Below are 24,663 nucleotides of genomic sequence, written 5' to 3'. Positions count from 1 at the left end.
GGTCCGGTGCCAGCATCGGATCATGACGTCACAGCAGACGGGCACCGGCCCTGGCCGGCGCCGACGCGTACTGCTCGGCAGCGGGACGCTGGTCGTCCTCGTCGCGGCCTACTTCGTCCTGGCCGCCACCATCCCCCGCTGGTGGTCCCAACGGGTGGGCGCCGCGGTGGACGGCCATCTGGGCACAGGGCTGATCCTCGGCCTGGTCTTCGGCATCGCCTGCACTCTGCTGCCCCTGATGGTGGCCTGGGTCGGTCTGAACAAGAGGCGGCCCTGGAAGGTCACGGCCGGCTGGCTCGCCCTGGCCGTCGTCCTCGCCCTGCCGAACCTGTGGACGCTGAGCGTGGTGGCGGGCGGCGGCAGCGCGTCGCACGCCGGGCAGCGGGTCATGGACGTGGAAGCGCCGTGGTTCCGCGGCGCCACGTTGGCGGGCGCCATCACCTCCGTGGTGGCCTTCGCCGGGTTCCTGGTCTACGCCCGGAAGCGCCGCGGCCGCCCCGCCAAGCGCGGGGCCTGACCGATGGGCGACTGGTACCAACGCCAGATCGTCGACCCGGGCAAGCAGCCACTGCTCTTCCTCCTTCTGGGCTTCCTCGGGGCGTTCCTGTTCATCCGGCTCAGTGTCCGGATGATCCGGGCGGAGGTGTCGTGGTGGCCGAAGAACGTCACCCCCGGCGGACTGCATTCCGGCAGTACCTCCGCGACCACTCGGACGGACCGGAGGCCGAGGAGCTCCTCGCGGCGAAGATGGTCGGACGCTGGCCGAGCGGCGCTCCACTGGTGCTCTGCCCCGATCGGGACGACCCCGCCCTGGGAGGGGACCCTGAGCGCAACAACGACTTCCTCTACTTCGACGAGGACGAGCGCGGCTTCAAGTGCCCGGCGGGCGCGCACGCCCGGCGGATGAATCCGCGAGACGCGCTCAAGAACGAGATCATCGACGTCGACCTCCACCGCCTGCTGAGACGGGGCACCAGCTACGGCCCGATGCTGCCCGACGGCGTCCTCGACGACGACGGGATCTTCATCGGCTACACCGAAAAGGACCCGATCGTGGGGGCGAACGACGAGACCGGCACGTTCACCGTTCCCGGCCGCCCCGTACGCCGGCGCCTGCCGGGACTGCCGCGGTTCGTCGTCACCCGGGGCGGCGAGTACTGCTTCATGCCGGGGCTGCAAGCCCTGAACTGGCTCGCCGACCTTGACACCTGAGCCGCGCACCTAGGTCAACTCGCATCAGGCAGAGGGGGGTTGTCATCAGGTCTGCGGAATCGACTACGATCACGGCATGATTACGGCGCGGTCACCCATCGGTGTTCTGCGGGCTAAGGTATCCACCGGCCCGCTGCGCGCCCTTTGGCTGACCCTGCTGATGGTGGGCCTCGTGTACGCACACGGCGTCAGCGCCGAGAATTCACCGCACCACTCAACCGGTCCCTCCACGGCCCTGTTGAATTCCAGCCACATACCTGCCGCTTCTGGCGAGATTTCGCAGAGCGTCGCTTTTCATTCCACCGCGGTGGCTGACGAGGTCGCCACGAAGACGTCGGAGCATCCGGCCGAACAGTGCATGCCCGGACAGTCACAGCAGGCCGCTGCCACGAGGCAGATCACCTGTCCGGATGCTCTTGGTTACGACGTGCGCTGCGATCACGTCTCCCCCCGGGTTCCCGCGGCCGACGGCCGGGCGAACCGTCCGCCGTCGGCGGCATCAAGAGGGCCGGCGGTCCTGCAGATCTAGGTCCTGGGGCTCTCCTCGAGCTGGTCGACTCCCCGTTGAACCATGCGGCTGACCTCAGCTGCCGTCTTCGGTGCGTCCGGTGGAATCGGACCCCCGCACCTCTATGGTTCACAGATCTGAACGGGACTGTCGGCGGCGCCTCCCCGACCTGATCGATCTCTGTGTGCTTCCTTCTTCGGAGTTACCGAGAAGGGGCACCGCACGGAGGAATTGTGCCGTTCCACCCGCTCAAGATTGTCTACGGTGCAGCCGGCCGAATGCGGAGCGCGCTGGCCGCCTGCATTCTCGCCGCAGTGACGATCGCTGCGGTCATCTGCGTGGTCCATCCTCAGACAGCCGGGCACTCCCACGGAGAGACCCTCGCACCGCCCCACCACCGCACCGCCGAATTCACGAACGGTGCACCCCAGGTGCCGGACTCCGCTGAACTTTGCCTTCCGGCCGGCCGCTCCCTGGCTGAGGCGAAACCAGCGCCCGCTCAGACCCCGGCCGCCGCAATCCCAGCCGTTACCGGCGTCACCATCAGCTTCCCCAAGGCCCGGCGCCGGCCGGTTCCCGGACGTCTGGCAGTCAATGCGGGGCGCTTCACGCTCATAAGAGATTGCCGGTGGCGAATCTAGAACTCATCCGTGCGGCCGCCCTTACCGGCCGCCGCCGTTGCTGCCCGATGGACGCGGGAGGAATCTCCCTCCCGCACCTGACCGCAGCAGTCGGCGAGATGCGCACACAAACAGCCATCTACGCATGAGAGCCGAAAAGATGACCGCTCTTCCCACTGCTGACTCCCCGTCCGCCCGGTCCTCCCTGTCCGGGCTGGTCGGCAACACACCGCTCCTCCGTGTATCCGAGCCCTTCACCCGGGAAGGCCGCGGCTTCTGGGCGAAGCTGGAAGGCTTCAACCCGGGCGGGATCAAGGACCGTCCGGCCCTGCACATGGTCGAGCGGGCCCGTGCCCGCGGCGAGCTGCTCCCCGGCGCCCGGATCATCGAATCCACCAGCGGCACCCTCGGCCTCGGCCTCGCCTTGGCCGGGATGGTCTACGGCCATCCGGTCACTCTGGTGACCGACCCCGGGCTCGAGATGTCCATGAACCGTCTGCTGACCGCGTACGGGGCACAGGTCAACCTCGTCTCGGAGCCCCACCCGACCGGCGGCTGGCAGCAGGCCCGCCGCGACCGGGTGACCCGGCTGATGCAGCAGCACCCGGGCTCCTGGTGCCCGGACCAGTACAACAACCCCGACAACACCACCGCGTACACACCGCTGGCACTTGAGCTGGCAGCCGAACTCGGCCACATCGACGTCCTGGTGTGCAGTGTGGGGACCGGCGGTCACTCCGCGGGTGTCTCCCGCGTCCTGCAACAGCTCTACCCGGGATTGGAGCTCGTCGGCGTGGACACCATCGGCTCCACGATCTTCGGCCAGCCGGCCCGCTCCCGCCTGATGCGCGGCCTCGGCTCCAGCATCTACCCCCGCAATGTCGCGTACGAGAACTTCTCCGAGGTTCACTGGGTCTCCCCGGGCGAAGCGGTGTGGACCTGCCGCCGGCTCGCGGCATCCCATTACGCCACCGGCGGCTGGAGCGTGGGAGCGGTCGCCCTGGTCGCGGGGTGGCTGGCCCGCACGCTGCCCGCGGACGCCCGTATCGCCGCCGTCTTTCCCGACGGGCCGCAGCGCTACCTGGGCACGGTCTACGACGACGACTACTGCGCCGCCCACGGGCTGCTCGACGGGCCGCCCGCCGTCGAACCGGAGACGGTGGGCCGCATGGACGAGAAGGAGGTCACTCGCTGGACGCGGTGCACCACCGTGGTCGACCCCCTCACCCTCGCCGATGAGTCCGAGTCGAACCCGGACTCCACCGCAGTGGAAGAGGGCGCCCGGTGAAGAGCACCCTGGTACAAATGCGTTCCTACGAACACAGCGTCCAGCTGTTGATGGTGAACCAGTTCACCATCAACCTCGGCTTCTACATGCTGATGCCGTACCTCGCTCAGCACCTCTCAGGATCACTCGGGCTGGCGGGCTGGCTCGTCGGACTCGTCCTGGGCGTACGCAACTTCAGCCAGCAGGGCATGTTCCTGATCGGTGGGACGCTGGCCGACCGGTTCGGCTACAAGCCGATGATCATTGCCGGGCTCGCGCTGCGCATCGTGGGCTTCGCGACCCTCGGGCTGGTCGACTCCGTGCCCGCGCTGATCGCCGCCTCCGCCGCGACAGGGCTGGCCGGAGCCCTGTTCAACCCCGCCACCCGGGCTTACCTGGCCGCGGACGCGGGTGAACGCCGGGTCGAGGCCTTCGCCCTGTTCAACGTCTTCTACCAGGCGGGCATCCTGCTGGGCCCCTTGGTGGGCATGGTGCTGACGGGGGTCGACTTCCGCATCACCTGCCTGGTAGCCGCCGCGATCTTCGCTCTGCTGAGCATCGTGCAGATCCGGGCCCTGCCCGCCCGCCGGGGCAACGACGCGAAGGCCCGGGCGGAGGTCCCGCGCGAGAGCGTGCTCACCCAATGGCGCGGCATCCTGGCCAACCGCCCGTTCCTGCTCTTCTCCGTGGCCATGATCGGCTCGTACGTGCTCACGTTCCAGGTGTATCTCGCCCTGCCCTTGGAAGTCCGGCGCCTGGGCGGCGACGGGACGTTCGGTACGGGCGCCGCGGCCATGCTCTTCGCCGTATCCGGGCTCAGCACGATCCTCTTCCAGACCAAGGTGACGGCCTGGTGCACGGCCCGGACGGAGCCGGGCCGGGCCCTCACGTGGGGACTGCTCGCCATGGGCGCCGCGTTCATCCCGCTGCTCATCGCCACGGCCGTCCCCGTGCCGGACGGCGGGGCGGGGCGCTGGCTGCTCGCGGCCGTGCCCTCGGCACTCGCCGCCCTGCTGCTGGCCCTGGGCACGATGATCGCCTACCCGTTCGAAATGGACACGATCGTGAGACTCTCCGGCGACCAGCTGGTCGCCACCCACTACGGGCTGTACAACACCATCTGCGGCATCGGCATCGCCCTGGGGAACCTGGGCATCGGTGCGGCCCTGGACGCCGCCCGCGCTTCCGGGATGTCCGCACTGCCGTGGGCCGCGCTGGCCGCCCTCGGCTTCGCCTGCTCCACCGCGCTGTACGTGCTGCACCGCACCGGCCGCCTCAAGCCGCCGCCGCTGCCCGAAACCCGGAAGCAGCCTGCGACGGCCTGATCCGTCGACCCGTGCCGGAGGGGCGGACGGCACAACAGCGCCCGCCCCTCCGTCCAACATCCGCGCGGGTCCGCCCCAGTTCACCGTGCGCTACCGAACCCGTTCGCAGGGAGCAGCTCACCCAGTGCGCCGGTCGGGCCGATGCAAGATCCGGGCCAGTCGCGGGCCAGCACGGCACGATCATCGATGAAACTGGGGCCCGCGGTGGGCAGGGTGGGTTCCCGATGCCCTCTGCCCCGGGCCGTCAGTGATGCGTATGGACTTGGCCGCCCGCCGTCAAGGGACCGTCAGGAGGGGACCATCAGCGCGGGGAGGCGGGGATAGCTTCGGTGTCGTGCCCCGGCCGCCTCCCCGCGTCCGGGGCCTCACCTGCCATTCGCGGTTCCTCTGGGAGGGCCCCATGTGTTTGTTCCTGTACGCCGACGACCCGGAGCCTGAAGAACGCGTCCCGGCCGGACCGCTGTACGTGCCGGTCCTGCCGGGAAGGGCGGACGTGGTGGTGCGCCTGTTCCGCACCCCGCTGGGGGCCCGTACCGCCGTGGGCTTCACGACCGCGGAGCGGCTGGCGGCCACGCTCGGCGCCGGCCGGCCGTGGATCCGGCTCTCGGAGTCCGCGCTCCGCGCGATGGCCGGGCCGGTCGGAGCAACGCTGCTGACCGTCGATCCGACGCTGACCGCTCCCGCGGTCACCCCGGCGGTGGCGATGGCGGAAGCGGAAGCGATGCCGACGGCGACCGGTCCGGGCACCGCACCCGTGCCGCGGGATCCCGACGTCACCGCCCGGACCGTCTGAAGGGGCCCGCACCATGACCATCACCGACCTCCCCGATGCCCTGACCGCCACCGGCGAACTGTCCGTGTGGCCCGCGTCCACGACCCGGCTGCCGCACGGCGACCTCGCCGTCGGCGGCGTGTCCTTGGCGGAGATCGCCGACCGGTTCGACACACCGGCCTACGTACTGGACGAGGGCGAGGTCCGCGACCGGTGCCGCGCCTACCGCGCCGCCCTCCCCGAGGCCGAAGTCCTCTACGCGGCCAAGGCGTTCCTCTCCCGCGCACTGGTGCGCTGGGTGGAGGAGGAGGGGCTGGGCCTGGACGTGTGCTCCGCCGGGGAGCTGGAGCTCGCCGTGACCGCGGGGTTCCCGGCCGAGCGCATCGTGCTGCACGGCAACGCGAAGTCGCCGCACGACCTGGAGGCGGCGCTGCGCCTGGGCGTGGGGCGGATCGTCATCGACAGCCCGTCCGAGATAGCCCGGATCGCGGCCGCCGTCGGACCCGACGGGCATCAGAAGGTGCTGGTGCGTGTCGTGCCGGGCATCTCGGCCGGGGGCCACGCCAAGATCCGTACGGGTACGGAGGCCCAGAAGTTCGGGCTCTCGCTCGCCGACGGGTCGGCGCAGCACGCCATCGCGCGCGTACTCGACCAACCGCAGCTCGAACTGACCGGCCTGCACTGCCACATCGGCTCGCAGATCACCGAGGTGAAGCCTTACCTGGTGGCGCTCCGCCGCATGGTGGGGCTGATGGCCCGGGTCCGTGACGCGCACGGCGTCGTCCTGCCCGAGCTGGACCTGGGCGGCGGCCACGGCATCGCCTACCGGCCCGGCGAACCCGCCCTCGATCTCCCCGCGCTCGCCCGCCGGATGCGCGCCGGGCTCCGCGAGGCCTGCGCCGCCGCGGGCCTGCCCGTGCCCCGCCTCGTCATCGAACCGGGGCGCGCCGTCGTCGGGCCGGCCGGAGTCGCCCTGTACCGCGTACTGGCCGTCAAACACACGGGGGACACCGTCTTCGTCGCCGTCGACGGCGGCATGAGCGACAACCCGCGCCCCGCCCTGTACGGGGTGCGCTACGCGCCCCGCCTCATCGGCCGCCACACGACGGCCGCCCCGCGTACGACGACGGTCGTCGGCCGGCACTGCGAAGCCGGGGACGTCCTCGCCTGCGATGTGGAACTGCCGGGCGACGTCCGTCCCGGAGATCTGCTCGCCGTTCCCGTGGCGGGCGCCTACCAGCTGTCCATGGCCTCCGGCTACAACATGGTCGGCCGGCCCCCGGTGATCGCGGTGCACGAAGGCACGGCGCGGACGCTCGTACGACGCGAAACGCTGGACGATGTCCGGAGGCGCGACATCGGAGGCTAGTCCGGCCGCACGCCGCATCCGGGATCCGGGATCCGGCCTCGGCCAAGGTCCCGGGCCCTCTCCCTCCACCCTTCCACGACATCGCTGGCGCTAGTATATGGATATGGTTTCCATTGCCAATAAGCGATGACCAGAGAGGGGCAGGATCCACCCATGTCCGCACACTGCCAACTGACCGGCGCCAAGCCCGGGTTCGGCAACAGCATCTCCCACTCCCACCGGCGCACGTCGCGCCGCTTCGATCCGAACATCCAGAACAAGCGCTACTGGCTACCCAGCGAGGGCCGCAATGTCCGCCTGACCCTGAGCACCAAGGGGATCAAGACGGTCGACGCCATCGGCATCGAGGCCGCCGTGGCCCGGATCCGGGCGCGAGGAGTGAAGGTCTGATGGCGAAGAAGAGCAAGATCGCGCGGAACGAGAAGCGCAAGGACATCGTCGAGCGGTTCGCCGCACGGCGGGCCGAACTGAAGGAGATCGTCCGGCGCCCCTCCTCCACCGAGCAGGACCGCCGGAGCGCGCTGGCGGAGCTGCACCGGCAGCCGCGCGACGCCAGCGCCACCCGGGTGCGCAATCGCGACAGCGTCGACGGCCGCCCCCGCGGCTACTTGCGCACGTTCGGACTCTCCCGCGTGCGCACCCGGCAGCAGGCACACGCCGGCTTCCTCCCCGGCGTGACCAAGTCCTCCTGGTAGCGCCATCCACCCCTTATTGAAAACGATTGCCATTTCCGTATACTGTTCCTCATGGCACGCAACGAAGTACGCCCGATCATCAAGCTCCGCTCCACCGCCGGCACCGGCTACACCTACGTCACCCGCAAGAACCGGCGTAACGACCCGGACCGGATGGTGTTGCGCAAGTTCGACCCGGTCGTCCGCCGGCACGTCGACTTCCGCGAAGAGCGCTGACCCCCTCCCCCAGAGAGAGCAACCCCATGAAGCCCGGAATCCACCCCGCCTACGGGCCCGTCGTATTCCGCGACAAGGCCGCCGACTTCGCGTTCCTCACGCGCTCCACCGCCTCGAGTGACAAGACGGTCGAGTGGGAGGACGGCAATACCTACCCCGTCATCGACGTCGAGATCTCCTCGCGGAGCCACCCCTTCTACACCGGCACCGCCCGCGTCCTGGACACCGCCGGCCGCGTCGAACGCTTCGAGCGCCGCTACGGAGGGCCCAAGTGACCCTCCCCGTCGTGATCGTCGGCGGGATGCACGCCGACGCGCGCAAGGAGACCGTCGAGCACCTGCTTCGCGCCGTACCGGGAAGCATCGCGCTGCACCACGATCCGTCCTCGGCGACCGGCGGCAACGTGCTGCGCACGCTGCGCGATTCGGGGGGAGCGATCTCCGCCCAGGAGACGCCGCTGGTCAACGACTGCGCCTGCTGCGCACTGCGCGAGGACCTCGTCCCCGAGCTGGAGCGGCTGGCCGCCGGTGGGGTGACCCGCCTGGCCGTCGTGGAACTCTGGGACTCCGTCGAGCCCAGGGCGATGGCCGAGGTCGTGGCCGCCCACGCCGGTGACCTGCTGGAACTCACCAATGTGATCACCGCCGTCGACCCCGCGCTCGTCCTGCCCTGCCTCGGCAACGGGGACGACCTCGCCGAGGCCGGACTCGCCGCGGCCGCCACCGACCGGCGGACCGTCGGGGACACCTGGGCCCGCCAGCTGGAGTACGCGCCGGTCCTCGCGATCGCCGACAGCGGCGAGGCCGACGCCGAGGACCGCGCGCTGCTCGCCCAACTGCACCCGACCGCCCGCCAGGTGCCCACGGGCTCCAGCGAGCTCACCCGCCTGGCGTTCGCCGGGTTCGACGTGGAGAGCGCCGCGGCCGCCCAGCACCCCGCCTGCGCGCTCCTCCCCCAGGAAGCCGACGAGGCCGGAGTCGCCACGCTCGTCTGGCGGCGCCGCCGGCCCTTCCATCCCGAGCGGCTCTACGAGGCCCTGGAGGACCTGTGCTGCGCCGCTACCCGCAGCCGCGGCCGGTTCTGGCTCGCCGACCGGCCCGACACCCTCCTCGCCTGGGACGCCGCGGGCGGCGCGCTCAGCGTGGAAGGCGCCGGCCCCTGGCTGGCCTCGCTCCCCGACGCCGCCTGGGACCTGGTCCCCGCCATGCGCCGGGCCGCGGCCTCCCTCGACTGGGACCCCGAGCACGGCGACTGCTGCCAGCACCTGGTCTTCACCTCGCCCGGCCTGGACCGCGACGGGCTCGAACAGCTCCTGGACTCCTGCCTCCTGACCGAAGCCGAGTACACGGCCGGGAGGGAGGGCTGGAAGCAACTCCCCGCGGCCTTCGCCTCGTTGCTCGACCCGGTCTCCTGACCAGCGCCCGCGAGACGGCCCCGCTCCCGTACGGGGGCCGATGGCGGACGCGCGGGGTCATGCGAACAGGGCCCGGACGGTGTCGGTGGCCAGCTCGCGCAGCCAGACGTGGGCGCGATCGTCGTCGTAGCGCTGATGCCACAGCAGGTACAGCGGTACGTCGGGCAGCGGGAGCGGCGGCGGCAGTGTGGTCAGGCCGAGTCGTTCCCGGGCCGTGCGGGTGACCGCGTCGGGGAGGGTGACGACCAGGTCGGTGTCGAGGGCCAGTTGCAGTGCGAAGGCGGCGGTGGGCCCGGCGGCGACGACGCGTCGTTCGAGGCCGTGTGCGGTCAGGGCCTCGTCGATGGGGTCGCGGAGGCTCCCGCGCCGCGAAACGGTGAGGTGCTCGGCGGCCGCGTAGCGCTCGAGGGTCAGCGGGCCCGCGGTGAGCGGGTGGCCCGGCCGGACGGCGACGACCAGCCGGTCCCTGCCGATGAGGCGGTGGCGGATGTCGGGAAGCGCCGGGGTGCCGGAGCTCGATTCGAGGTCGACCTCGCCCCGGCGCAACTCGGCGTCGTCCGTTCCCGGTTCGGCGGGCAGGCGCAGCCGGACGCCGGGAGCCTGACGGTGGACGGCCGAGGTCAGGGCGCTGCCGCACGCAGCCGTCAGTGCGTCGTGCCAGCGCACGGTGAACACCCGGTCCAAAGTCGCCAGGTCGAGTTCCTGCCGCGCGGACAGCAGCCGGTGGGCCTGCTCCACGAGGGCGTGGACCTCGGCACGGATGGCCAGCGCCCGGGTGGTGGGCACCATGCTGCGGCCGGTGCGGACCAGGATCTGGTCACCGGTGGCCTTGCGGATGCGTCCCAGGGAGCGGCTCATCGCCGGTGGGGTGACATGGAGGCGGGCCGCCGCGCCGGCGACGCTGCCCTCTTCCAGCAGGGCGTCCAGGGACGTGAGCAGGTTCAGATCCAGTTGCATGCCAGTAATTCTACGAGTGACAAGCATGCACTTGTCGTTAATGACTGAGGGTCCTAGTTTCGAAGTGCGGGGGGCGGGACGACCACCCCGCTCAGACCGAAACCGAGGAGCCACCATGAACAGCACAGCCATGCCCTTCGCCGCCGGCACCACGCTCCTGTCCGACGTGACGGCCGCGGTCGAGGCCGCCGGTGTCACGCTGCGCGACCGGTTCACCCCGCACGCCCGGGGCGTGAGCCTGGAGGAGGTCGTGGGTGAGATCCACGCCAACGACGCCGCGGTGCTGGACGTGCTGCGGGAACCGCTGCTGCGGGCCCGGCCTGGGTCGCGGTGGGCCGAGGACGAGCTGGCCGGCGGCGCGCTCCCGCCCGGCGAGTGGTGGGTCGTCGACCCCGCCGAGGGCAACATCAACCACGTCCACGGCCTGGACGACTGGGCCGTCACGGCCACCCTGGTCAGCGACAACCGGCCGGTACTCACCGTCGTCCACCTGCCGCTGACCGGCGACACCTACACCGCCGTCGCCGGCGGCGGTGCCCGCCTGGGCGGCCGGCCCCTGAGGGTGTCCGCCAAGACCGACCTGGGCGCCGCGCTCGTCGGCACCGGCCAGGCCAAGCCCGGCGAGGACGAGCGGACCTTCCGGCGGATCGGTGACTCCGTCACCGCGATGCTCGTCAACGGCCTGGTCGTGCGCGTGTCCGTTCCCGCCACGATGCAGCTCATCCACGTCGCCGCCGGACGCATGGACGCGTTCTGGCAGTTCTCCGACGTCCGCTCCGGCCTGGTCGCCGGCGCCCTCCTGGTCTCGGAGGCCGGAGGCACCGTCACCGACCTGGCGGGCGAACCCTGGAACACCGGCAGCCGCGACTTCCTGGCGGCCGCCCCCGGCCTCCACACCGCCGCCCTCAAGGTCCTCTCACCGATCGCCTGACCGGCCGTCTCCGCGCTTTCCGCACTCCCGATACCGCAAGGAGCATCACCGCATGACCAGCATCGGCATCCTGGGCGCCGGCCGCGTCGGCACCAACCTCGCCGCCAAGCTCTCCACGGCCGGACACCACGTCACCCTCGGCAGCAGGAGCCCCGAAGACTCCGCCGCCCGCCTCACCGGACCCGCCCGGCGGATCGCCTTCGCCGACCAGCGCACCACGGCCCGCACCTCGGACATCGTGATCAACGCGACGCCGGGCAACAGCTCCCTGGAGCGCCTCACCGGCCTGCGCGCCGAACTCGCCGGCAAGATCCTCATCGACGTCTCCAACGCCACCCGCACCGACGGTGACGGTCTGCCCGGTGACCTGTGCTACCCCGGCGGCAGCCTCGCCGAGAAGCTCCGGGACGCGCTCCCCGACACCCACGTGGTCAAGACCCTCAACACCATGCTCTTCATGGTCATGACCGCTCCCGACATCCTGGCCACCCCGGCGACCGCCTACCTCTCGGGCGACGACGAAGACGCGAAGAGGACCGTCACCGGCCTGCTCGGCGACCTGGGCTGGCGGCCCGAACGCATCGAGGACCTCGGCGACATCACCACGGCCCGCGCCACCGAGGCCATGATCCTGGTCGTGCCCCACGTCGTGCGCCGCCACGGCTTCGAGGCCTTCGCGGTCTCCCTCGCCCGTTGACCGCCGGGACCCGGCTCCGGGAAGCCCGGCGCGTTCCGTGGGGTTTGATGTACTTCGGCCGATCAGCGCTCCCGGTGGCGTGATCGTCTGCCGCATGGAGCGACCAGAGTGATGAGGGTGCGATGAGCGAACTGACGAAGCCCGAGATCGAGCTTCCCGGGGGTGAGGCTCCCCAGGAGCTGACCGTCCGCGACCTCGTCGTCGGGGACGGCGCCGAGGCGAAGCCGGGCCGGGTCATCCGGGTGCACTACGTCGGGGTCACCTTCGAGTCCGGGAGGGAGTTCGACGCCTCCTGGGACCGGGGCGAGCCCTTCAAGTTCGCCGTGGGGGGCGGCCGGGTCATCAAGGGCTGGGACCGGGGAATCCGGGGGATGAAGGTCGGCGGCCGGCGCGAAATCATCATCCCCCCGCGCCTCGGCTACGGGAAGCAGTCGCCCTCGCCGTTGATCCCGGCGGGTTCCACGCTCGTCTTCGTGGTGGACCTGCTCTCCGTGGTCTGAGGAAGCCCGCTCCTCCCGGAACAGCCGGGTCCGGCGATCCCCTTGAGTGTGCGACGCACCGTCAGGCCGGGGTGGGCGCGCGGCGTACGCTGAGGTCCCGCCCGACGGCGCGTACAAGCGACTCAAGGAAAGGCTGATCGTGCGCACTCCCCTCTCATGGCTTGCCGACAGGTACTCACTCGGAGCGAGAAGCGTCAGAGTGGCCGCGCTGGGGTCGGTCGTGGCGAGCATCGCGATCATCGTGACCGGCGGAATCGTCCGCGTCACCGGCTCCGGTCTCGGCTGTACCGATTGGCCCATGTGTACGGGAGAAACGCTGGCCCCCACCGCGGAAATGGGGGTGCACGGCGCCATCGAATTCGGAAACCGGCTCCTGACCGGGGCGCTGTGCGCGGTGGTGGGCTGGGTCATCATCACCGCGCGCCTCCAGGAGAAGCCCATGCCCGCGGTGCTGCGCGGCGGCTGGGCGCAGTTCTGGATCGTCGTGCTCAACGCGGTCGTCGGCGGAGTGACGGTATGGATGCGGCTGAGCCCGTACATCGTCGCCGCGCACTTCCTCGCCGCCACGCTGCTGCTCACCGCCGCGGTGTACACCTGGCACGCGGCGTGCGCCGATGCCGACCCCGCCATCGGCACCGGTGCCGATGGCGATTCCGATGCCGATTCCGATGCCGCCGGCGCCGCGCCCGTCGCGCGGGTCCGGTCGCTGTCGACGGCCCTGGTCGCGGTGACGGCCCTGCTGGTCTTCGTGGGGACGCTCGCCACCGGCTCCGGCCCGCATGCGGGCGATTCCTCGGACGTGGCGCGGATGCCCTTCAACTGGACGGCCGTGACGGTCGTCCACGGCCTGCTGGCCGCGACGGTCCTGGTCCTGGCCGGAGCCCTGCTCCTCGCCCTGCCCAAGGACGGCTTCGGCGCCGCGCGCGGCAAGGCGGTCGCCTTCCTGGCCGTACTCCTGGGCCAGGGCCTCGTGGGGCTGGTGCAGTCGGTGACCGCTCTGCCCGCGCTCCTCGTGATGCTCCACCTGCTGGGCTCGGCGCTCGTGTGGACCGGAGTGCTCCAGGTGCACTTCACGGTCAAGAGGGCCTGTTCCGTCCCTTCGAGTCCGCTCAGCGGGGCGCCGCTGCCGCGCGCGCGGGGCGCCGCGACGCACGCCTGACCCCATCGGCCGCTCAGGGTACGGAGAGGCGTACGGCCAGGGCCGCGATGTCGTCGTCGAGGCGTCCTCTGCTGTAGCGGAGCAGATCGCGGTGCAGGGCCGTGAGCAGATCGCGCGGCGGCGCCGCGGGTTGCCGGCGCATCCACGCCGTCAGCGGGAAGAACTCGCCGTCGCGGGCGCGGGCCTCGGCGATCCCGTCGGTGTACAGGAGCAGCACGTCACCGGGCGCGAAGCCGAAGGTGTCGACGGTGTAGTGGTCCCCGATCAGCTCCGCGAGGCTGAGCAGCGGGGAGGGGGTGGCCGATTCGAGGACACGGAGCTTCCCGCGGTTCAGGATCAGCGGCGGAGGGTGTCCGCAGTTGAGGATGTCGATGCGCCCGCCCCCGTGCGGGATCTGGGCGAGGAGGGCCGTCGCGAAGCGCTCCATCGGCCCTTCCGGAGGGAAGGCGGAGTTGTAGCGGGTGCTGCTGGCGTCCAGTCTTCGGGCGATGTCGACCAGGTCGGCCTCGCCGTAGGCCGCCTCCCGGAAGGCGTTGACGATCGCCGCGGCCGCCCCCACGGCCGGGAGTCCCTTGCCCCGCACGTCACCGATGAGCAGTCTGACGCCGAACGGCGTGTCGACGACCTCGTAGAAGTCCCCGCCGATGCGGGCCTCCGCCGCGGCCGCGAGGTAGAGCGACTCGATCTCGATGCCGCCGATGCGGTGGGGCATGGGGCTCAGCACGACCTGCTGCGCCGCTTCGGCCACGAGCCTCACCTGGAAGAGGGTGCGCTCCCGCTGGAGCCGGACGTGGCTTCCGTACGCGGCGGCCACGGTCACCGCGATGATTCCCGAGGCCGTCCACCACGTCCCCAGATCGGGGAAGACGAGGCTGAGGCCGATCATCAGGAAGAGGCAGACCGTCCCGAGCAGGACGGTGGGGAGCACCGGCCACATGGCAGCGGCGAGGGCCGGCGCCGCGGGCAGGAGGCGACTGAAGGCCATGTCCGGCGGGGTGGTGTACGCGAGGCTGGCTATGACGACGGTCAGGAAGACCGGCGACAGCCGCACAAGTCTTCCCTGGCCGCGGCGCCTGCGGAGCCGCGACCGTCCAGACTCGATCACATCTACCAGGGTATCCGCGCACGGGTGATACAGCCCCCCGACGGCCGGGGGCGCGGGCCCCTCGGGCCGCCGGGCACGGGGCGCGGGGCGTGATCAGGCGCTCGCGGCGCCGCGAGCGGGGGCGCTCATGTCGCCCGTCGCGGGAATGCCGTCGGCGAGCCCGTAACGCAGGTACACGCTGCCCTTCGGACTGGCCACCGGGGGTGCGAGCAGTGCGAGGTTCGTGGGCACCGCGCCGTCCTCGAACACCTTCTTCCCGACGCCGAGCACGATCGGGTGCACCCAGAGGTCGAGCCGGTCGAAGAGCTTCTCGCGCAGGAGGGTCTGCACGAGGTTCAGGCTCCCGACGACCTTCACGTGCTCGTGCCGCTCGCGGATCTCGCGCACCGCCGCGGCCAGGTCCGGGCCGAGGTGCGTGGACCCGGCCCACGAGAGGTCGGGCCGGCCGCGGGAGGCCACGTACTTCGGGACCCTGTTGAAGAGCGTGGCGATCTCGTCGTCCTCGCCGCCCTCCTGGTGGGGCCAGTAGGCGGCGAAGATGTCGTACGTCCGGCGCCCGAGCAGGAGGGCGTCCGTGCCCTCGTACGCGGCGCCGATCTGCGCCCCGGCGACCTCGTCCAGCAGGGGTGCCTGCCAGCCGCCGAACGGGAACCCCACCGGGTCCTCGTCGGGGCCGCCGGGCGCCTGCCCGACGAAGTCGAGGGTCGCGAACAGCTCGATGTGGATGAGGCCCATGGCGTGCTCCCGGTGAGTCGGTCGGATCGGTCGGATCGGTCGGATCGTCTCCGTCAAGGGGTAGACCCGCGGGCGGCCTCGGACTCATCGCCTCGGCGGAACCTCCTTCGCTCGAGGGAGTCCCCGGGCCCGCCGAAATGAAGATCCTCCGCCAGTTCGCCCACAGGGGTGGATCACCGCCCCCGGAGGGCTCAGCCCGCCCGCGCCTCGGCCGCCCGGCGCACGTCCGGCACGAAGCTGCTGCCTGCTCACTCCCCGGCGACTCGGAGGTCCGTACGCCCATGACCCACTCACACCCCCGCCCACCCGAAGGCCGCCGCCGCCCCGTCCGCAGCGGTGGACGGGCGGCCACGGTGGCGGCTGCCGCGCTGGCGCTGGTCCTCGCGCTGCCCGGAACGGCGCTGGCGGCTCCGGGGGATCCGGACCCCGGCTTCGCCGGCGGCTCCGGGAAGGTCCAGACGTACTTCCCCGACGACGGCGGGCCGTGGGACTACGCCGAAGGTCTGGACGTCGCCCGGCAGGGCGACGGCAAGCTGGTCGTGGCCGGCCGCGTCACGGGGCCGGGCGTCCCGTTCGACATGGCGCTGATCCGGTACAACGCCGACGGCAGCGTCGATACCGGGTTCGGCGGCGGCGACGGCCGGGTGACCAGCGATTTCGGGGGTGACGACCAGGCCGAGGCGGTGGCGGTACAGCCCTCCGACGGGAAGATCGTGGTCGCCGGCCGTACGGAGGTTCCGGACGAGGGCGGCGGCTGCTGCTTCTTCTCCGTCGCCCGCTACCACACCGACGGCACGCTCGACCAGGGCTTCGGCTCGGCCGGACTCGTGCGCGTCGACGCGTTCGGGAGCGCCTCGGGGGCCGCCGACCTGGTCGTCCAGCCGGACGGCAGGATCCTCGCGGTGGGCCTCAGCGGCGGGGCCGGCTTCGCGCTGGCCCGCCTCAACGCGGACGGCAGCCCCGACCCGTCCTTCGGCGGGGACGGCACGGTGGTGGCGGGCTTCACTCCCGCCTTCCCCGGTGACGCGGGCGGGCAGGCCACCGGCCTGGCGCTCCAGGCGGACGGCAGGTTCGTCGCAGTCGGCTACGTGGGCAGTACCGCCTTCGACTTCGGCGTGGCCCGCTACCTGTCCGACGGCAGCCTCGACACGTCCTTCAGCGGCGACGGCATGGCCACCGCGGACTTCGGCGGTACGGACTTCGGCCGGGCCGTGGCGGTCCAGTCCGACGGCGCGGTCGTCGCCGCGGGGTCGACCAACACCGGTTTCGCCCTGGCCCGGTTCACCTCCGGCGGCAGCCCCGACGCCGCCTTCGGCACCGGCGGCCGGGTCACCACCGTCTGGCCCCTCAGCACGGCGACGGCGTACGACATGACGCTCCAGCAGGACGGCAGGATCCTGGTCGGCGGCACGGCCGACGACCCGGACAGCCAGGAGGCCTCCGACTTCGCCCTCGCCCGCTACCTGCCGAGCGGCAGCCTGGACACCGGCTTCGGGGGCGGTGACGGCCGGGTGTACACCGGCATGCTGGGCGGGGAAGAGATCCGGGGACTGCTCGTGCAGCCCGACGGGAAGATCGTGGCCGCGGGCCTGGCCGGGCTGGGCGCCTTCGGCATCGCCCGCTACGAAGGCGGCGGCAGCACGCCGCCGCCCCCGCCGGCCGCCGACCTGTCGGTGACGAAGACCGGCACGACGACGGTGAGCATCGGCGACCAGGCGTCCTACACGGTCCGGGTCACCAACGCCGCGACGTCCACGGTGACCGCGACGGGCGTGACGCTCACCGACACGCTCTCCGGAGCCGGCGGCGCCCTCCTGTCGGCCGTTCCCTCCCAGGGCACCTGCACGACCACGGCGACCTCGGCGAACTGCGCCCTCGGCAGCCTCGCACCGGGTGCGAGCGCCACGGTCACGGTGACGGCCGAACCGCGTGCCACCGGCACCCTGACGAACAACGCCTCCGCCACCGCCACGCCCCAGGACCCGAACCCGGCCAACAACACGGCCGGCGCGTCGACTTCGGTGAACAACTCCCGGGGCTGCACGATCATCGGCACCAGCGGTACGGACACGCTCAACGGCGGCTACTCCAACGACGTCATCTGCGGGCTCAGCGGCAACGACACCGTCCGCGCGAGCTACGGCAACGACACCGTCCACGGCGGGCCCGGCAACGACAACATCGACGGGGGCTTCGGCGACGACACCCTTAACGGCGGTCCGGGCAACGACACCCTCACGGGCTACTACGGGAACGACCGCCTGACCACCACCGACGGCGTCGGCGCCAACGACACCGCCAACGGCGGCATGGGCACCGACACCTGCACCACCGACCCCGGGGACATCCGCATCAGCTGCCCCTGAGCGGATGCCCAGCCGGGCCGCGCGGCCGGCCCTCCGGCCCCGGCCGGGTGTGGGGGTGGACGTCCCGCCCGTGGAGCGATGAGTTCGGGCGGCGCCGCCGGTCTACCCTCCAGAACCCTCGCCCCGAAGGAGCGGCACATGACCGACACGACGATGCTCGACCTCGGACCGCAGGCCCGGATCGTGGCCCGCCTCGCGGCGGGCGTCCCGGACGCCCGGATCGCCGGCCCGACGCCCTGCCCCGACTACGCGGTCGGCAACCTGCTGGGCCACATCGCCGGCCTGGCCGTCGCGTTCCGCGACGCGGGCCGCAAGGACCTCGGCCCCACGACGGACACGGCCCCCGACACGGCCGTGCCCACCCTCCCCGCCGACTGGCGCGAGGCGCTCCCCCGGGTCCTCGGCGAACTGGCCGAGGCCTGGACCGATCCGGCCGCCTGGACCGGCATGACCCGCGCGGGCGGCGTGGACCTGCCGGGCGGGATCGCGGGGCTGGTGGCCGTCAACGAACTGGTCATCCACGGCTGGGACCTGGCCCGGGCCACCGGCCAGGAGTACGCACCCGATCGGGCCGCGCTGGAGACCTCGTACGCCTTCCTCGTGGCCGCGGCGGAGGAAGGGGGCGGCGGCGGTGACATCTTCGGCCCGGTCGTCCCCGTACCGGAGGACGCCCCGCTGCTGGACCGGGCGGTCGGGCTGAGCGGGCGCGATCCGTACCGGCGGTCCTGAAGACCCCGCACGCCCGCAGCCCTGAAGACCCCGCGCCCCCGTCACCCGGAAGGCCTTTCGCCATGCCCCTGGACCCGTCCATCGCAGCGCTCCTCTCGCAGGTCCCGGCGGGCCCGGGGGAACGCATCGTCACGGCCGACCCGGCGGAACTCCGGGAGGCGGAACGCCGGTCGAACGCCCTGGTGGCGCCGAGCACGCCGATCGGCGTCGGATCCGTGGTGGACGACACGGTCCCGGGCCCCGCAGGACCCGTACCGGTGCGGGTCTACCGACCCGACTCCGGCGGGCCTGCCGCGACCGTCGTCTTCTTCCACGGCGGCGGCTGGATCGTGGGCGACCTCGACACCCACGACCACGTCGCCCGCCGTCTGTGCCGCGATCTCGGGGCCGTCGTGGTCGCCGTGCACTACCGGCGGCTCCCCGAGCACGCGTTCCCGGCCGCGTTCGAGGACTGCCTCGCCGTGGCCCGGTGGGCGGCCGACCACAGCGACCGGTACGGCGGCCGGCGCGACCGGATGGCCCTCGCGGGCGACAGCGCGGGCGGGGCCCTCGCCGCATCGGTCGCCCTGGCCTTCCGCGACGCCGGGGAACCGCTCGCGGCCCAGCTCCTCGCCTACCCGGCGACGGACCGCGGCTCGGGCGACTACCCCTCCCACACCGAGAACGGGGAGGGCTATCTGCTCACGCTGCGGGACCTCCGTGACCTCACGACGATCCTGCTCGGCGGTGATGCCTCCGTCGCCACCGACGTACGGGCCTCCCCCCTGCACGCCGCGAACCACGCGGGGCTCGCGCCCGCCGTCATCGCCACGGCCGCCTACGATCCGCTCCGCGACGAGGGCCTGGCCTACGCCCGCGCGCTGCAGGACGCCGGAGTCGACGTCTTCGTCCGCACCTACGACGGTCTGGTGCACGGCTTCCTGAACATGTTCGCCGTCTCGGAGGGCGCGGAGGCGGCCGTCACCGAAGTGATCAAGGAACTCGGGGCCCGGCTGCGGTGACCGCGCGCCGCCGCCTTCAGGTGACGGGCTCCGGCGCCGGGACGGGCCCGGGCAGGGGACCCGGCCGCGGGGCCGGGTCTCGGGCCCCGGTCCGCCGGAAGCGGGCGGGTCGGCTGCACGGTCCGTGCGTGCCCCTCGGTGCGGGTGGTTGCGTTCGTCATGGTGATTCCGCGGTCGTCGAAAATGGCCTTCTCGGTCCCGCGCCTGCCCACGCTCGTCCGGCTCGATCGCGGCCGGCGCGCGACCCCAGGAACTGCGGATCCCGGGCGACATCGAGCAGGACCTGCGCGCCGACCAACGCAAGGGAGGCTGACGCCTCAGCTGTCGGGTTCCGCGGCCGAGATGGCCGCGAGGGTCGATCCGGGATCGTGTTCCACCGCGAGGTCCCCCAGCGTCACGACGCCGACGAGTTCACCGCCCTCGGTCTGCACGGGCAGGCGCCGCAGCGCGTGCCGTCGCATGAGGTCGGCGGCCTGGTCCACGTCGTCGCCGGGCTTGACGGTCACCGGTCCGGAGCTGCAGACCGCCTGTACCGTCGTCTCGGCGGGATCCAGACTCTCGGCCATGGCCCGGATGACCAGGTCGCGGTCGGTCAGGATGCCGTGAAGCCGGCCCTCGTCGACGACCAGGACGTCCCCGATGCCGGCGTCCCGCATCACCCTCGCGGCTTCCGCCAGGGACGTGAGCTTCTCGACGGTCACCGGACTGCCGGTCATCACCTCGTGGACTCGCCGGGTCATGGTTCCTCCCAGGGCTGCCCGCAGCACCTTCGGGCGCTGTCTGGCCGGGAGGCGGGTGCAGCACCGCCTGTGGGCCCTCCACCTCCCGTACCCGGTGTCTTTCCGCCCAGGCCGTCGGCAAACCCCGCCGCGCGGCCGGCCCGGGAGAGGCGCGCCGGTCGCGGGGTTACGCTCGGAGCAGGCCGCGAAGGGGATGGTCCGCATGTGCCGGTGGCTCGCCTACTCGGGTTCGTCCATGCTGCTCGACGCCGTGCTCTACCGGCCGGAACACTCGCTGATCAACCAGAGCCTCCACGCCCGGATGGGCGTGGAGACGACCAACGGCGACGGTTTCGGCCTCGGCTGGTACAGCGGAACCGCCGGAAACGGGGACGGCACACCGGCCGTCTTCCGGGACGTCGCCCCGGCCTGGAACAACCGCAACCTGCGCGAGCTCGCCGCGCACGTCCGCTCACCGCTGTTCTTCGCGCACATACGCGCCTCGACGGGCTCGGCCATCCAGCAGACCAACTGCCACCCCTTCCGCCACGGCCGGTGGCTGTGGATGCACAACGGGTCCATCGCGGACTTCCCGCGGCTGCAGCGGGACCTCTGTCTGGCCGTCGACCCGGCCCTCTTCCCGTCCATCGAGGGGTCCACCGACTCCGAGGTGATGTTCTACCTGGCGGTCACCTTCGGGCTCGACCAGGACGTCCCGGGTGCCGTGGCCAGGATGGCCGGGCTCGTGGAGCGTCTCGGCAAGGAGCACGGCATCGCGGAACCGCTCCAGATGACCCTGGCGATCAGCGACGGCGAGCGCCTCTGGGCCTTCCGGTACGCCAGCCGGGGCGCGGCCCGCTCGCTCTTCTACAGCAGCCGCGCCGAGACCGTCCGCCACCTCCACCCCGAGGTGGAGTTCCTCCGCGAGATCTCCGACGCGTCGCGCATCGTGGTCTCCGAACCCCTGGGGGACCTTCCCGGCGTGTGGAACGAGCTTCCCGAGGCCAGCTACACGGTGATCCCTTCCGCTCCGGACCGGGACTGGCTCCCCTTCGTACCGGAATGCGTCTGACGGTCGGTGCCCGCGTGAGCGGGGCGCCGCTGGGTAGGCGCACGTCAGCAGCCGAAGCCGAAGCCGAAGCCGAAGCCGTAGCCGAGCCGGTGCCCGGGAAGGATCCGGGCGGAGGGGGTCAGCGATGCCACCGACCGTACTCACCCGTGCGTCGGACGGGACTTCCGCCGCGCCCGGCCCGTACTCCGCGCCGCGCGGGAGCGGCCTCGCACGGCTCACCGTGCCGACGATGGGCGTGGAGGAGGAGTTCCTGCTCGTCGACCGCCGCAGCCGGGCCCCGGTGGGCCGCGCACCACGGGTCATAGCAGCCGCCGCGTGCACGCTCGGCCCGTTGGTGCAGCCGGAGTTCTTCACCGCCCAGGTGGAGGTGTGCACCAGACCCACCGCGAGTTCCGGCGCGCTCAGGGCCCAGCTGGCCCGGTTGCGTACCGAGGTGGGACGCGCCGCGGCCGCCGAGGGATGCCTGCTGCTGGCGGCCGGAACGCCGGTCATACCGCCGGAGCATCCCCTGACGGTCACCCATGACGAGCGCTACCGCAGGATGGCGGCCCGTTTCGCCTCCGTGCTCGGCGACTACGACCAGGCGGTGTGCGGTTGCCACGTGCACGTCGGAGTCGGCTGCCGCACCGAGGCCCTCGACCTCGCCAACCGGATGCGCCCGTGGCTGCCCACGCTCCAGGCCCTCGCCGCCAACTCCCCCTTCAACCGGGGCCGGGACTCCGGCTACGCGAGCTGGCGCGCCGTCGAGCACGCCCGCTGGCCCACCGTGGGGCCCGCCCCGGTCCTCGACGAAGCCGCGTACGAACGCTGCGCCGACGAGCTCGTGCGCAGCGGCACGGTGCTGGACCGGCGGATGATCTACTGGTACGCCCGCCCGTCCGAGCACGTGCCGACGCTGGAGATCCGCGTCGCCGACGTGAACGCCCGCCTCGACACCGTGGTGCTCCTGGCCGTCCTCGTACGGGGCCTCGCCGCCACCTTGCGGACGGAGTCGGCCGAGATCCGCCCGACCCCGGAACCGCATCCGGCCAGGCTCCGCGAAGCCCACCGGCGCGCCGCCGCGCACGGCCTGGCCGGCGACGGACTCGATCCGTTCACCGGCGCCTCCGTACCGGCCCGGGACCTGGTCGCCCGGCTGCGGGAGCGGGCGGCCCCGGGGCTCACCGCCTCCGGGGACCTGTCCCTCGCCGACACCCTGCTCGACGTCCTGCGCACCGAAGGCACCGGCGCGGCGCAGCAGCGGGCCGCCCGCCGGCGTCACGGACGCCTCCGCGACGTGGTGGACAGCCTGGCGGAGACGACGGCGCGGAGCTGACGGGCGGCCGACCGCACGCACGGATGCTCCGGGATCCGCGGTGGCGGGTGCGGTGGGGTGCTGATTGGCTGGGAGGGTCCAGTACCGCAGGAGTACCGCATTCCCCCGAACCGAGGATCGGTCATGACCAACGAGAGCCAGCCGAGCCAGCGTGCCCGGCAGATGCGTGACAAGGCCCAGGAACTGGAGCAGGCGGCGCAGCGCGCGGCGGATCCGGCGGAGCGGCAGCGGCTCATCGAGAAGGCCCTGCACATCCGGCGGAAGAGCGAGCAGGAGAACGGCCCGGGCAGCGGAACCATGGACCCCATGTAGCGTCCGCCCCGCTCGTCCGGGCGATCACCCGGTCCAGTGGAACTTCCCTCCTCCGACCCAGCGGACCTCGTCCGGGTCGTCGAGGTCGTGGATGGTGATGCCGGCGGCCGCGGCGGTCAGGACCACGTCCGTCATGGACCTGGCGGTGCCGACCACCTGGCCGTCGATCTCCACGATGCGGAACGGCAGGTCGGCGGGGTAGACCCCGAGCACGGTGACCCGGGCCGGGGGGAGGTAGGGGATCGAGCCTTCGGTCATGCGACATCGCCTCCCGGGTCTCATACGGTGCCTGCCCGAACGCCCGGGCGGAAAACCCCCGCGTGCGGCCCGCCGGAGGGAGCCGCGGTGCGTGGCCGCGTGCTTTCTGGGGAGACGCCTGGGGGGACGGCGACGCAGAGAAGGGCACGAGCCATGAGCACGGAAGAGATCTGGGGCTACCACCAGGACGCCGGGTACCGGGAGGGGATCGACCTCGTCGGCTACAAGGTCGAGGCCACGGACGGCGGCATCGGGAAGATCGACAAGCATTCGGAGGACGTCGGAGCGTCCCACGTCGTCGTCGACACGGGTGTCTGGATCTTCGGCAAGCACGTGCTGCTCCCGGCGGGCACCATCAAGCGCATCGACACCGCCGAGGAGAAGGTCTACGTCGACCGGAGCAAGGAGCAGATCAAGAACGCTCCCGAGTTCGACCAGGCCAAGTACGGCGGCGGACCCACCTACCTGGAGCAGTTCGCCCGGTACTACAACCAGCCCCACATGTGAAAGGTGGTGCACGATGGCCACGGCGGACGACGACCGCTTCGCGGTCGAAGTGCGGCCCGTCGAGGGGGCCACCGTCCTGGCGCTGGCGGGCGAGCTCGACCACGACACAGCCGAACCCTTGCGGATGGCTCTCGAAGCCGCCCGGGCGGGTGGTGGGCAGCGGCTGCTCGTTGATTTCAGCGGGCTGGACTTCTGCGATTCCACGGGACTGAACGTGTTGCTGCACAGTCGGCTCGCGGTCCAGGAAGCGGGTGGCAGTCTCGAACTGATCGGCCTCCACCAGCCGATCGAACGCATGTTGCACATCACGGGCGTGGTCGGGCTGTTCCCGCTGCACCCCGATGTGGATGCGGCGCTGGAGAGTCGCCGGCGCGCGTAGCGGAGGAGCACGATGAGTGAGCACCGGTCACCGGAACAGACCCGGCGTCTGGTGCTGCACGACACCACCGATGTCGTCAGCCGCTGCCGGGATTTCACCCGCGCCGCCCTGGCCGAGTGGCAGTGGCTGCCGCAGGCCGGCAGCCACCGTGACCGCGGGCCGGGGGACGAGACCGCGGACGATGCCCTGCTGCTGGTGTCCGAGGTCGTGGCCAACGCCTGCATGCACGCGGGCGGGCCCCGCTCGCTCCTCCTGCGCCGCACCGCCGAAGGGCTGCGCATCGAGGTCACCGACGCGAACCCGGTCGCGCCGGCCGTCAGGCACCCGTCGGACCCGGCGCGGCCCGGAGGCCACGGGCTGGTCATCGTGGAACGGCTGGCCCGGACGTGGGGCTCGGAGCCGGTGGACGGCGGAAAGTGCGTATGGGTGGAGATCGACGCCCCGCCGTACGTCCCGGACGTGCTTCCCCGCACCGGCCTCGCCGGCCGGGTGGACCGTGGGAGGCTGGGGCCATGAGGCTGAG

The 24,663-nt window shown here is 72.0% G+C and carries 29 protein-coding genes and 1 pseudogene; 25 read left to right on the top strand and 5 right to left on the bottom strand.

The genetic code is table 11. The features are described from left to right. Positions 1–22: 22 nt before the first annotated feature. From AC3IX6_RS33595 to AC3IX6_RS33540, 12 genes are all read left to right on the top strand, one after another. Positions 23–517: a hypothetical protein gene (locus tag AC3IX6_RS33595; RefSeq protein WP_489367051.1), complete on the top strand. Its 495-nt coding sequence runs from the start codon at positions 23–25 to the stop codon at positions 515–517. A gap of 134 nt (positions 518–651) precedes the next feature. Continuing rightward, on the top strand, positions 652–1,212 hold the full coding sequence (locus tag AC3IX6_RS33590) for a hypothetical protein (RefSeq protein ID WP_489367050.1): 561 nt from the start codon (positions 652–654) through the stop codon (positions 1,210–1,212). A gap of 76 nt (positions 1,213–1,288) precedes the next feature. Beyond that, positions 1,289–1,741, top strand: a complete 453-nt coding sequence (locus AC3IX6_RS33585) for a hypothetical protein (protein WP_489367049.1) — start codon at positions 1,289–1,291, stop codon at positions 1,739–1,741. Between the two features lie 759 nt (positions 1,742–2,500). Next, the gene (locus AC3IX6_RS33580; protein WP_489367048.1) at positions 2,501–3,628 is read left to right on the top strand and encodes a PLP-dependent cysteine synthase family protein; all 1,128 of its coding nucleotides are present in this window, start codon (positions 2,501–2,503) and stop codon (positions 3,626–3,628) included. 17 nt (positions 3,629–3,645) lie between these two features. After that, positions 3,646–4,932, top strand: a complete 1,287-nt coding sequence (locus tag AC3IX6_RS33575; protein WP_489367047.1) for an MFS transporter — start codon at positions 3,646–3,648, stop codon at positions 4,930–4,932. Positions 4,933–5,332: 400 nt separating this feature from the next. Next, the gene (locus AC3IX6_RS33570; RefSeq protein ID WP_489367046.1) at positions 5,333–5,725 is read left to right on the top strand and encodes an SAV_915 family protein; all 393 of its coding nucleotides are present in this window, start codon (positions 5,333–5,335) and stop codon (positions 5,723–5,725) included. 13 nt (positions 5,726–5,738) lie between these two features. Then, positions 5,739–7,073 carry a diaminopimelate decarboxylase gene (gene lysA, locus AC3IX6_RS33565; RefSeq protein ID WP_489367045.1) on the top strand — a complete coding sequence of 445 codons (1,335 nt, stop codon included), beginning with the start codon at positions 5,739–5,741 and terminating at the stop codon, positions 7,071–7,073. Positions 7,074–7,226: 153 nt separating this feature from the next. Continuing rightward, a complete protein-coding gene (gene rpmB / locus AC3IX6_RS33560; RefSeq protein ID WP_489367044.1) occupies positions 7,227–7,463 on the top strand; it encodes a 50S ribosomal protein L28 in 237 nt (78 codons plus the stop codon). Continuing rightward, positions 7,463–7,768, top strand: coding sequence for a 30S ribosomal protein S14 (gene rpsN, locus AC3IX6_RS33555; RefSeq protein WP_489367043.1), 306 nt, complete (start codon positions 7,463–7,465; stop codon positions 7,766–7,768). Before rpmB ends, rpsN begins: the two co-directional genes overlap by 1 nt. 51 nt (positions 7,769–7,819) lie before the next feature. Next, the gene (rpmG, locus tag AC3IX6_RS33550; RefSeq protein ID WP_007267663.1) at positions 7,820–7,984 is read left to right on the top strand and encodes a 50S ribosomal protein L33; all 165 of its coding nucleotides are present in this window, start codon (positions 7,820–7,822) and stop codon (positions 7,982–7,984) included. A gap of 26 nt (positions 7,985–8,010) precedes the next feature. After that, entirely contained in the window at positions 8,011–8,259 is a 249-nt protein-coding gene (locus AC3IX6_RS33545; RefSeq protein WP_489367042.1) for a type B 50S ribosomal protein L31, read from the top strand. 26 nt (positions 8,260–8,285) lie between these two features. Further along, a complete protein-coding gene (locus tag AC3IX6_RS33540) occupies positions 8,286–9,398 on the top strand; it encodes a CobW family GTP-binding protein (protein WP_489371640.1) in 1,113 nt (370 codons plus the stop codon). 57 nt (positions 9,399–9,455) lie between these two features. Here AC3IX6_RS33540 and AC3IX6_RS33535 read toward each other — a convergent pair whose 3' ends face one another. Beyond that, positions 9,456–10,355, bottom strand: a complete 900-nt coding sequence (locus AC3IX6_RS33535; RefSeq protein WP_489367041.1) for a LysR family transcriptional regulator — start codon at positions 10,353–10,355, stop codon at positions 9,456–9,458. A 115-nt stretch (positions 10,356–10,470) separates the two neighbouring features. Here AC3IX6_RS33535 and AC3IX6_RS33530 point away from each other — a divergent pair, with 115 nt between their 5' ends. The 4 genes and pseudogenes from AC3IX6_RS33530 (at position 10,471) to AC3IX6_RS33515 (ending at position 13,642) form a co-directional block, all read left to right on the top strand. Then, positions 10,471–11,286 carry an inositol monophosphatase family protein gene (locus AC3IX6_RS33530; RefSeq protein WP_489367040.1) on the top strand — a complete coding sequence of 272 codons (816 nt, stop codon included), beginning with the start codon at positions 10,471–10,473 and terminating at the stop codon, positions 11,284–11,286. Between the two features lie 40 nt (positions 11,287–11,326). Beyond that, positions 11,327–11,983 (top strand): annotated as a pseudogene (locus tag AC3IX6_RS33525) (NADPH-dependent F420 reductase); the annotation flags it as partial. A 122-nt stretch (positions 11,984–12,105) separates the two neighbouring features. Beyond that, positions 12,106–12,483 (top strand): FKBP-type peptidyl-prolyl cis-trans isomerase, encoded by a 378-nt coding sequence (locus AC3IX6_RS33520; RefSeq protein ID WP_489367039.1) that lies wholly within the window; start codon positions 12,106–12,108, stop codon positions 12,481–12,483. Positions 12,484–12,682: 199 nt separating this feature from the next. After that, on the top strand, positions 12,683–13,642 hold the full coding sequence (locus AC3IX6_RS33515; RefSeq protein WP_489367038.1) for a COX15/CtaA family protein: 960 nt from the start codon (positions 12,683–12,685) through the stop codon (positions 13,640–13,642). A 13-nt stretch (positions 13,643–13,655) separates the two neighbouring features. Here the strand turns inward: AC3IX6_RS33515 and AC3IX6_RS33510 are convergent, their stop codons facing one another. Together AC3IX6_RS33510 and AC3IX6_RS33505 are read right to left on the bottom strand one after the other, a co-directional pair. Beyond that, positions 13,656–14,693: a PP2C family protein-serine/threonine phosphatase gene (locus AC3IX6_RS33510; protein WP_489367037.1), complete on the bottom strand. Its 1,038-nt coding sequence runs from the start codon at positions 14,691–14,693 to the stop codon at positions 13,656–13,658. Positions 14,694–14,840: 147 nt separating this feature from the next. Continuing rightward, positions 14,841–15,482: a dihydrofolate reductase family protein gene (locus AC3IX6_RS33505; RefSeq protein WP_489367036.1), complete on the bottom strand. Its 642-nt coding sequence runs from the start codon at positions 15,480–15,482 to the stop codon at positions 14,841–14,843. Between the two features lie 281 nt (positions 15,483–15,763). On the opposite strand from AC3IX6_RS33505, the gene AC3IX6_RS33500 reads away from it, so the two are divergent. The 3 genes from AC3IX6_RS33500 (at position 15,764) to AC3IX6_RS33490 (ending at position 19,578) form a co-directional block, all read left to right on the top strand. Continuing rightward, complete coding sequence (locus AC3IX6_RS33500) at positions 15,764–17,848, top strand: calcium-binding protein (protein WP_489367035.1); 2,085 nt, start codon at positions 15,764–15,766, stop codon at positions 17,846–17,848. Between the two features lie 138 nt (positions 17,849–17,986). Next, the gene (locus tag AC3IX6_RS33495; RefSeq protein ID WP_489367034.1) at positions 17,987–18,577 is read left to right on the top strand and encodes a TIGR03086 family metal-binding protein; all 591 of its coding nucleotides are present in this window, start codon (positions 17,987–17,989) and stop codon (positions 18,575–18,577) included. Positions 18,578–18,639: 62 nt separating this feature from the next. Beyond that, the gene (locus AC3IX6_RS33490; RefSeq protein WP_489367033.1) at positions 18,640–19,578 is read left to right on the top strand and encodes an alpha/beta hydrolase; all 939 of its coding nucleotides are present in this window, start codon (positions 18,640–18,642) and stop codon (positions 19,576–19,578) included. A 317-nt stretch (positions 19,579–19,895) separates the two neighbouring features. Here the strand turns inward: AC3IX6_RS33490 and AC3IX6_RS33485 are convergent, their stop codons facing one another. Further along, positions 19,896–20,318, bottom strand: coding sequence for a CBS domain-containing protein (locus tag AC3IX6_RS33485; RefSeq protein WP_489367032.1), 423 nt, complete (start codon positions 20,316–20,318; stop codon positions 19,896–19,898). Positions 20,319–20,520: 202 nt separating this feature from the next. Between AC3IX6_RS33485 and AC3IX6_RS33480 the strand changes: the two genes are divergently transcribed. The 3 genes from AC3IX6_RS33480 to AC3IX6_RS33470 all read left to right on the top strand — a co-directional run bounded on the left by AC3IX6_RS33480 (position 20,521) and on the right by AC3IX6_RS33470 (position 22,996). After that, positions 20,521–21,369: a class II glutamine amidotransferase gene (locus AC3IX6_RS33480; protein ID WP_489367031.1), complete on the top strand. Its 849-nt coding sequence runs from the start codon at positions 20,521–20,523 to the stop codon at positions 21,367–21,369. 124 nt (positions 21,370–21,493) lie between these two features. Then, positions 21,494–22,684 (top strand): carboxylate-amine ligase, encoded by a 1,191-nt coding sequence (locus tag AC3IX6_RS33475; protein ID WP_489367030.1) that lies wholly within the window; start codon positions 21,494–21,496, stop codon positions 22,682–22,684. 123 nt (positions 22,685–22,807) lie between these two features. Continuing rightward, complete coding sequence (locus AC3IX6_RS33470) at positions 22,808–22,996, top strand: DUF6381 family protein (protein ID WP_489367029.1); 189 nt, start codon at positions 22,808–22,810, stop codon at positions 22,994–22,996. A 24-nt stretch (positions 22,997–23,020) separates the two neighbouring features. Here the strand turns inward: AC3IX6_RS33470 and AC3IX6_RS33465 are convergent, their stop codons facing one another. Continuing rightward, a complete protein-coding gene (locus AC3IX6_RS33465; protein WP_489367028.1) occupies positions 23,021–23,254 on the bottom strand; it encodes a hypothetical protein in 234 nt (77 codons plus the stop codon). A gap of 153 nt (positions 23,255–23,407) precedes the next feature. Between AC3IX6_RS33465 and AC3IX6_RS33460 the strand changes: the two genes are divergently transcribed. Genes AC3IX6_RS33460 through AC3IX6_RS33450 form a run of 3 tightly spaced genes read left to right on the top strand, consistent with a single transcriptional unit; the run spans position 23,408 to position 24,656 of the window. Continuing rightward, positions 23,408–23,761: a PRC-barrel domain-containing protein gene (locus AC3IX6_RS33460; protein ID WP_489367027.1), complete on the top strand. Its 354-nt coding sequence runs from the start codon at positions 23,408–23,410 to the stop codon at positions 23,759–23,761. Positions 23,762–23,774: 13 nt separating this feature from the next. Further along, the gene (locus tag AC3IX6_RS33455; RefSeq protein ID WP_489367026.1) at positions 23,775–24,140 is read left to right on the top strand and encodes an STAS domain-containing protein; all 366 of its coding nucleotides are present in this window, start codon (positions 23,775–23,777) and stop codon (positions 24,138–24,140) included. A gap of 12 nt (positions 24,141–24,152) precedes the next feature. Further along, entirely contained in the window at positions 24,153–24,656 is a 504-nt protein-coding gene (locus AC3IX6_RS33450; RefSeq protein WP_489367025.1) for an ATP-binding protein, read from the top strand. The last annotated feature ends 7 nt before the right edge of the window (positions 24,657–24,663 follow it).

Source organism: Streptomyces sp. GL_141, assembly GCF_057834385.1.
Note: the sequence above shows the minus strand (reverse complement) of the source record. Positions and strands in the feature narration are given on the sequence as shown.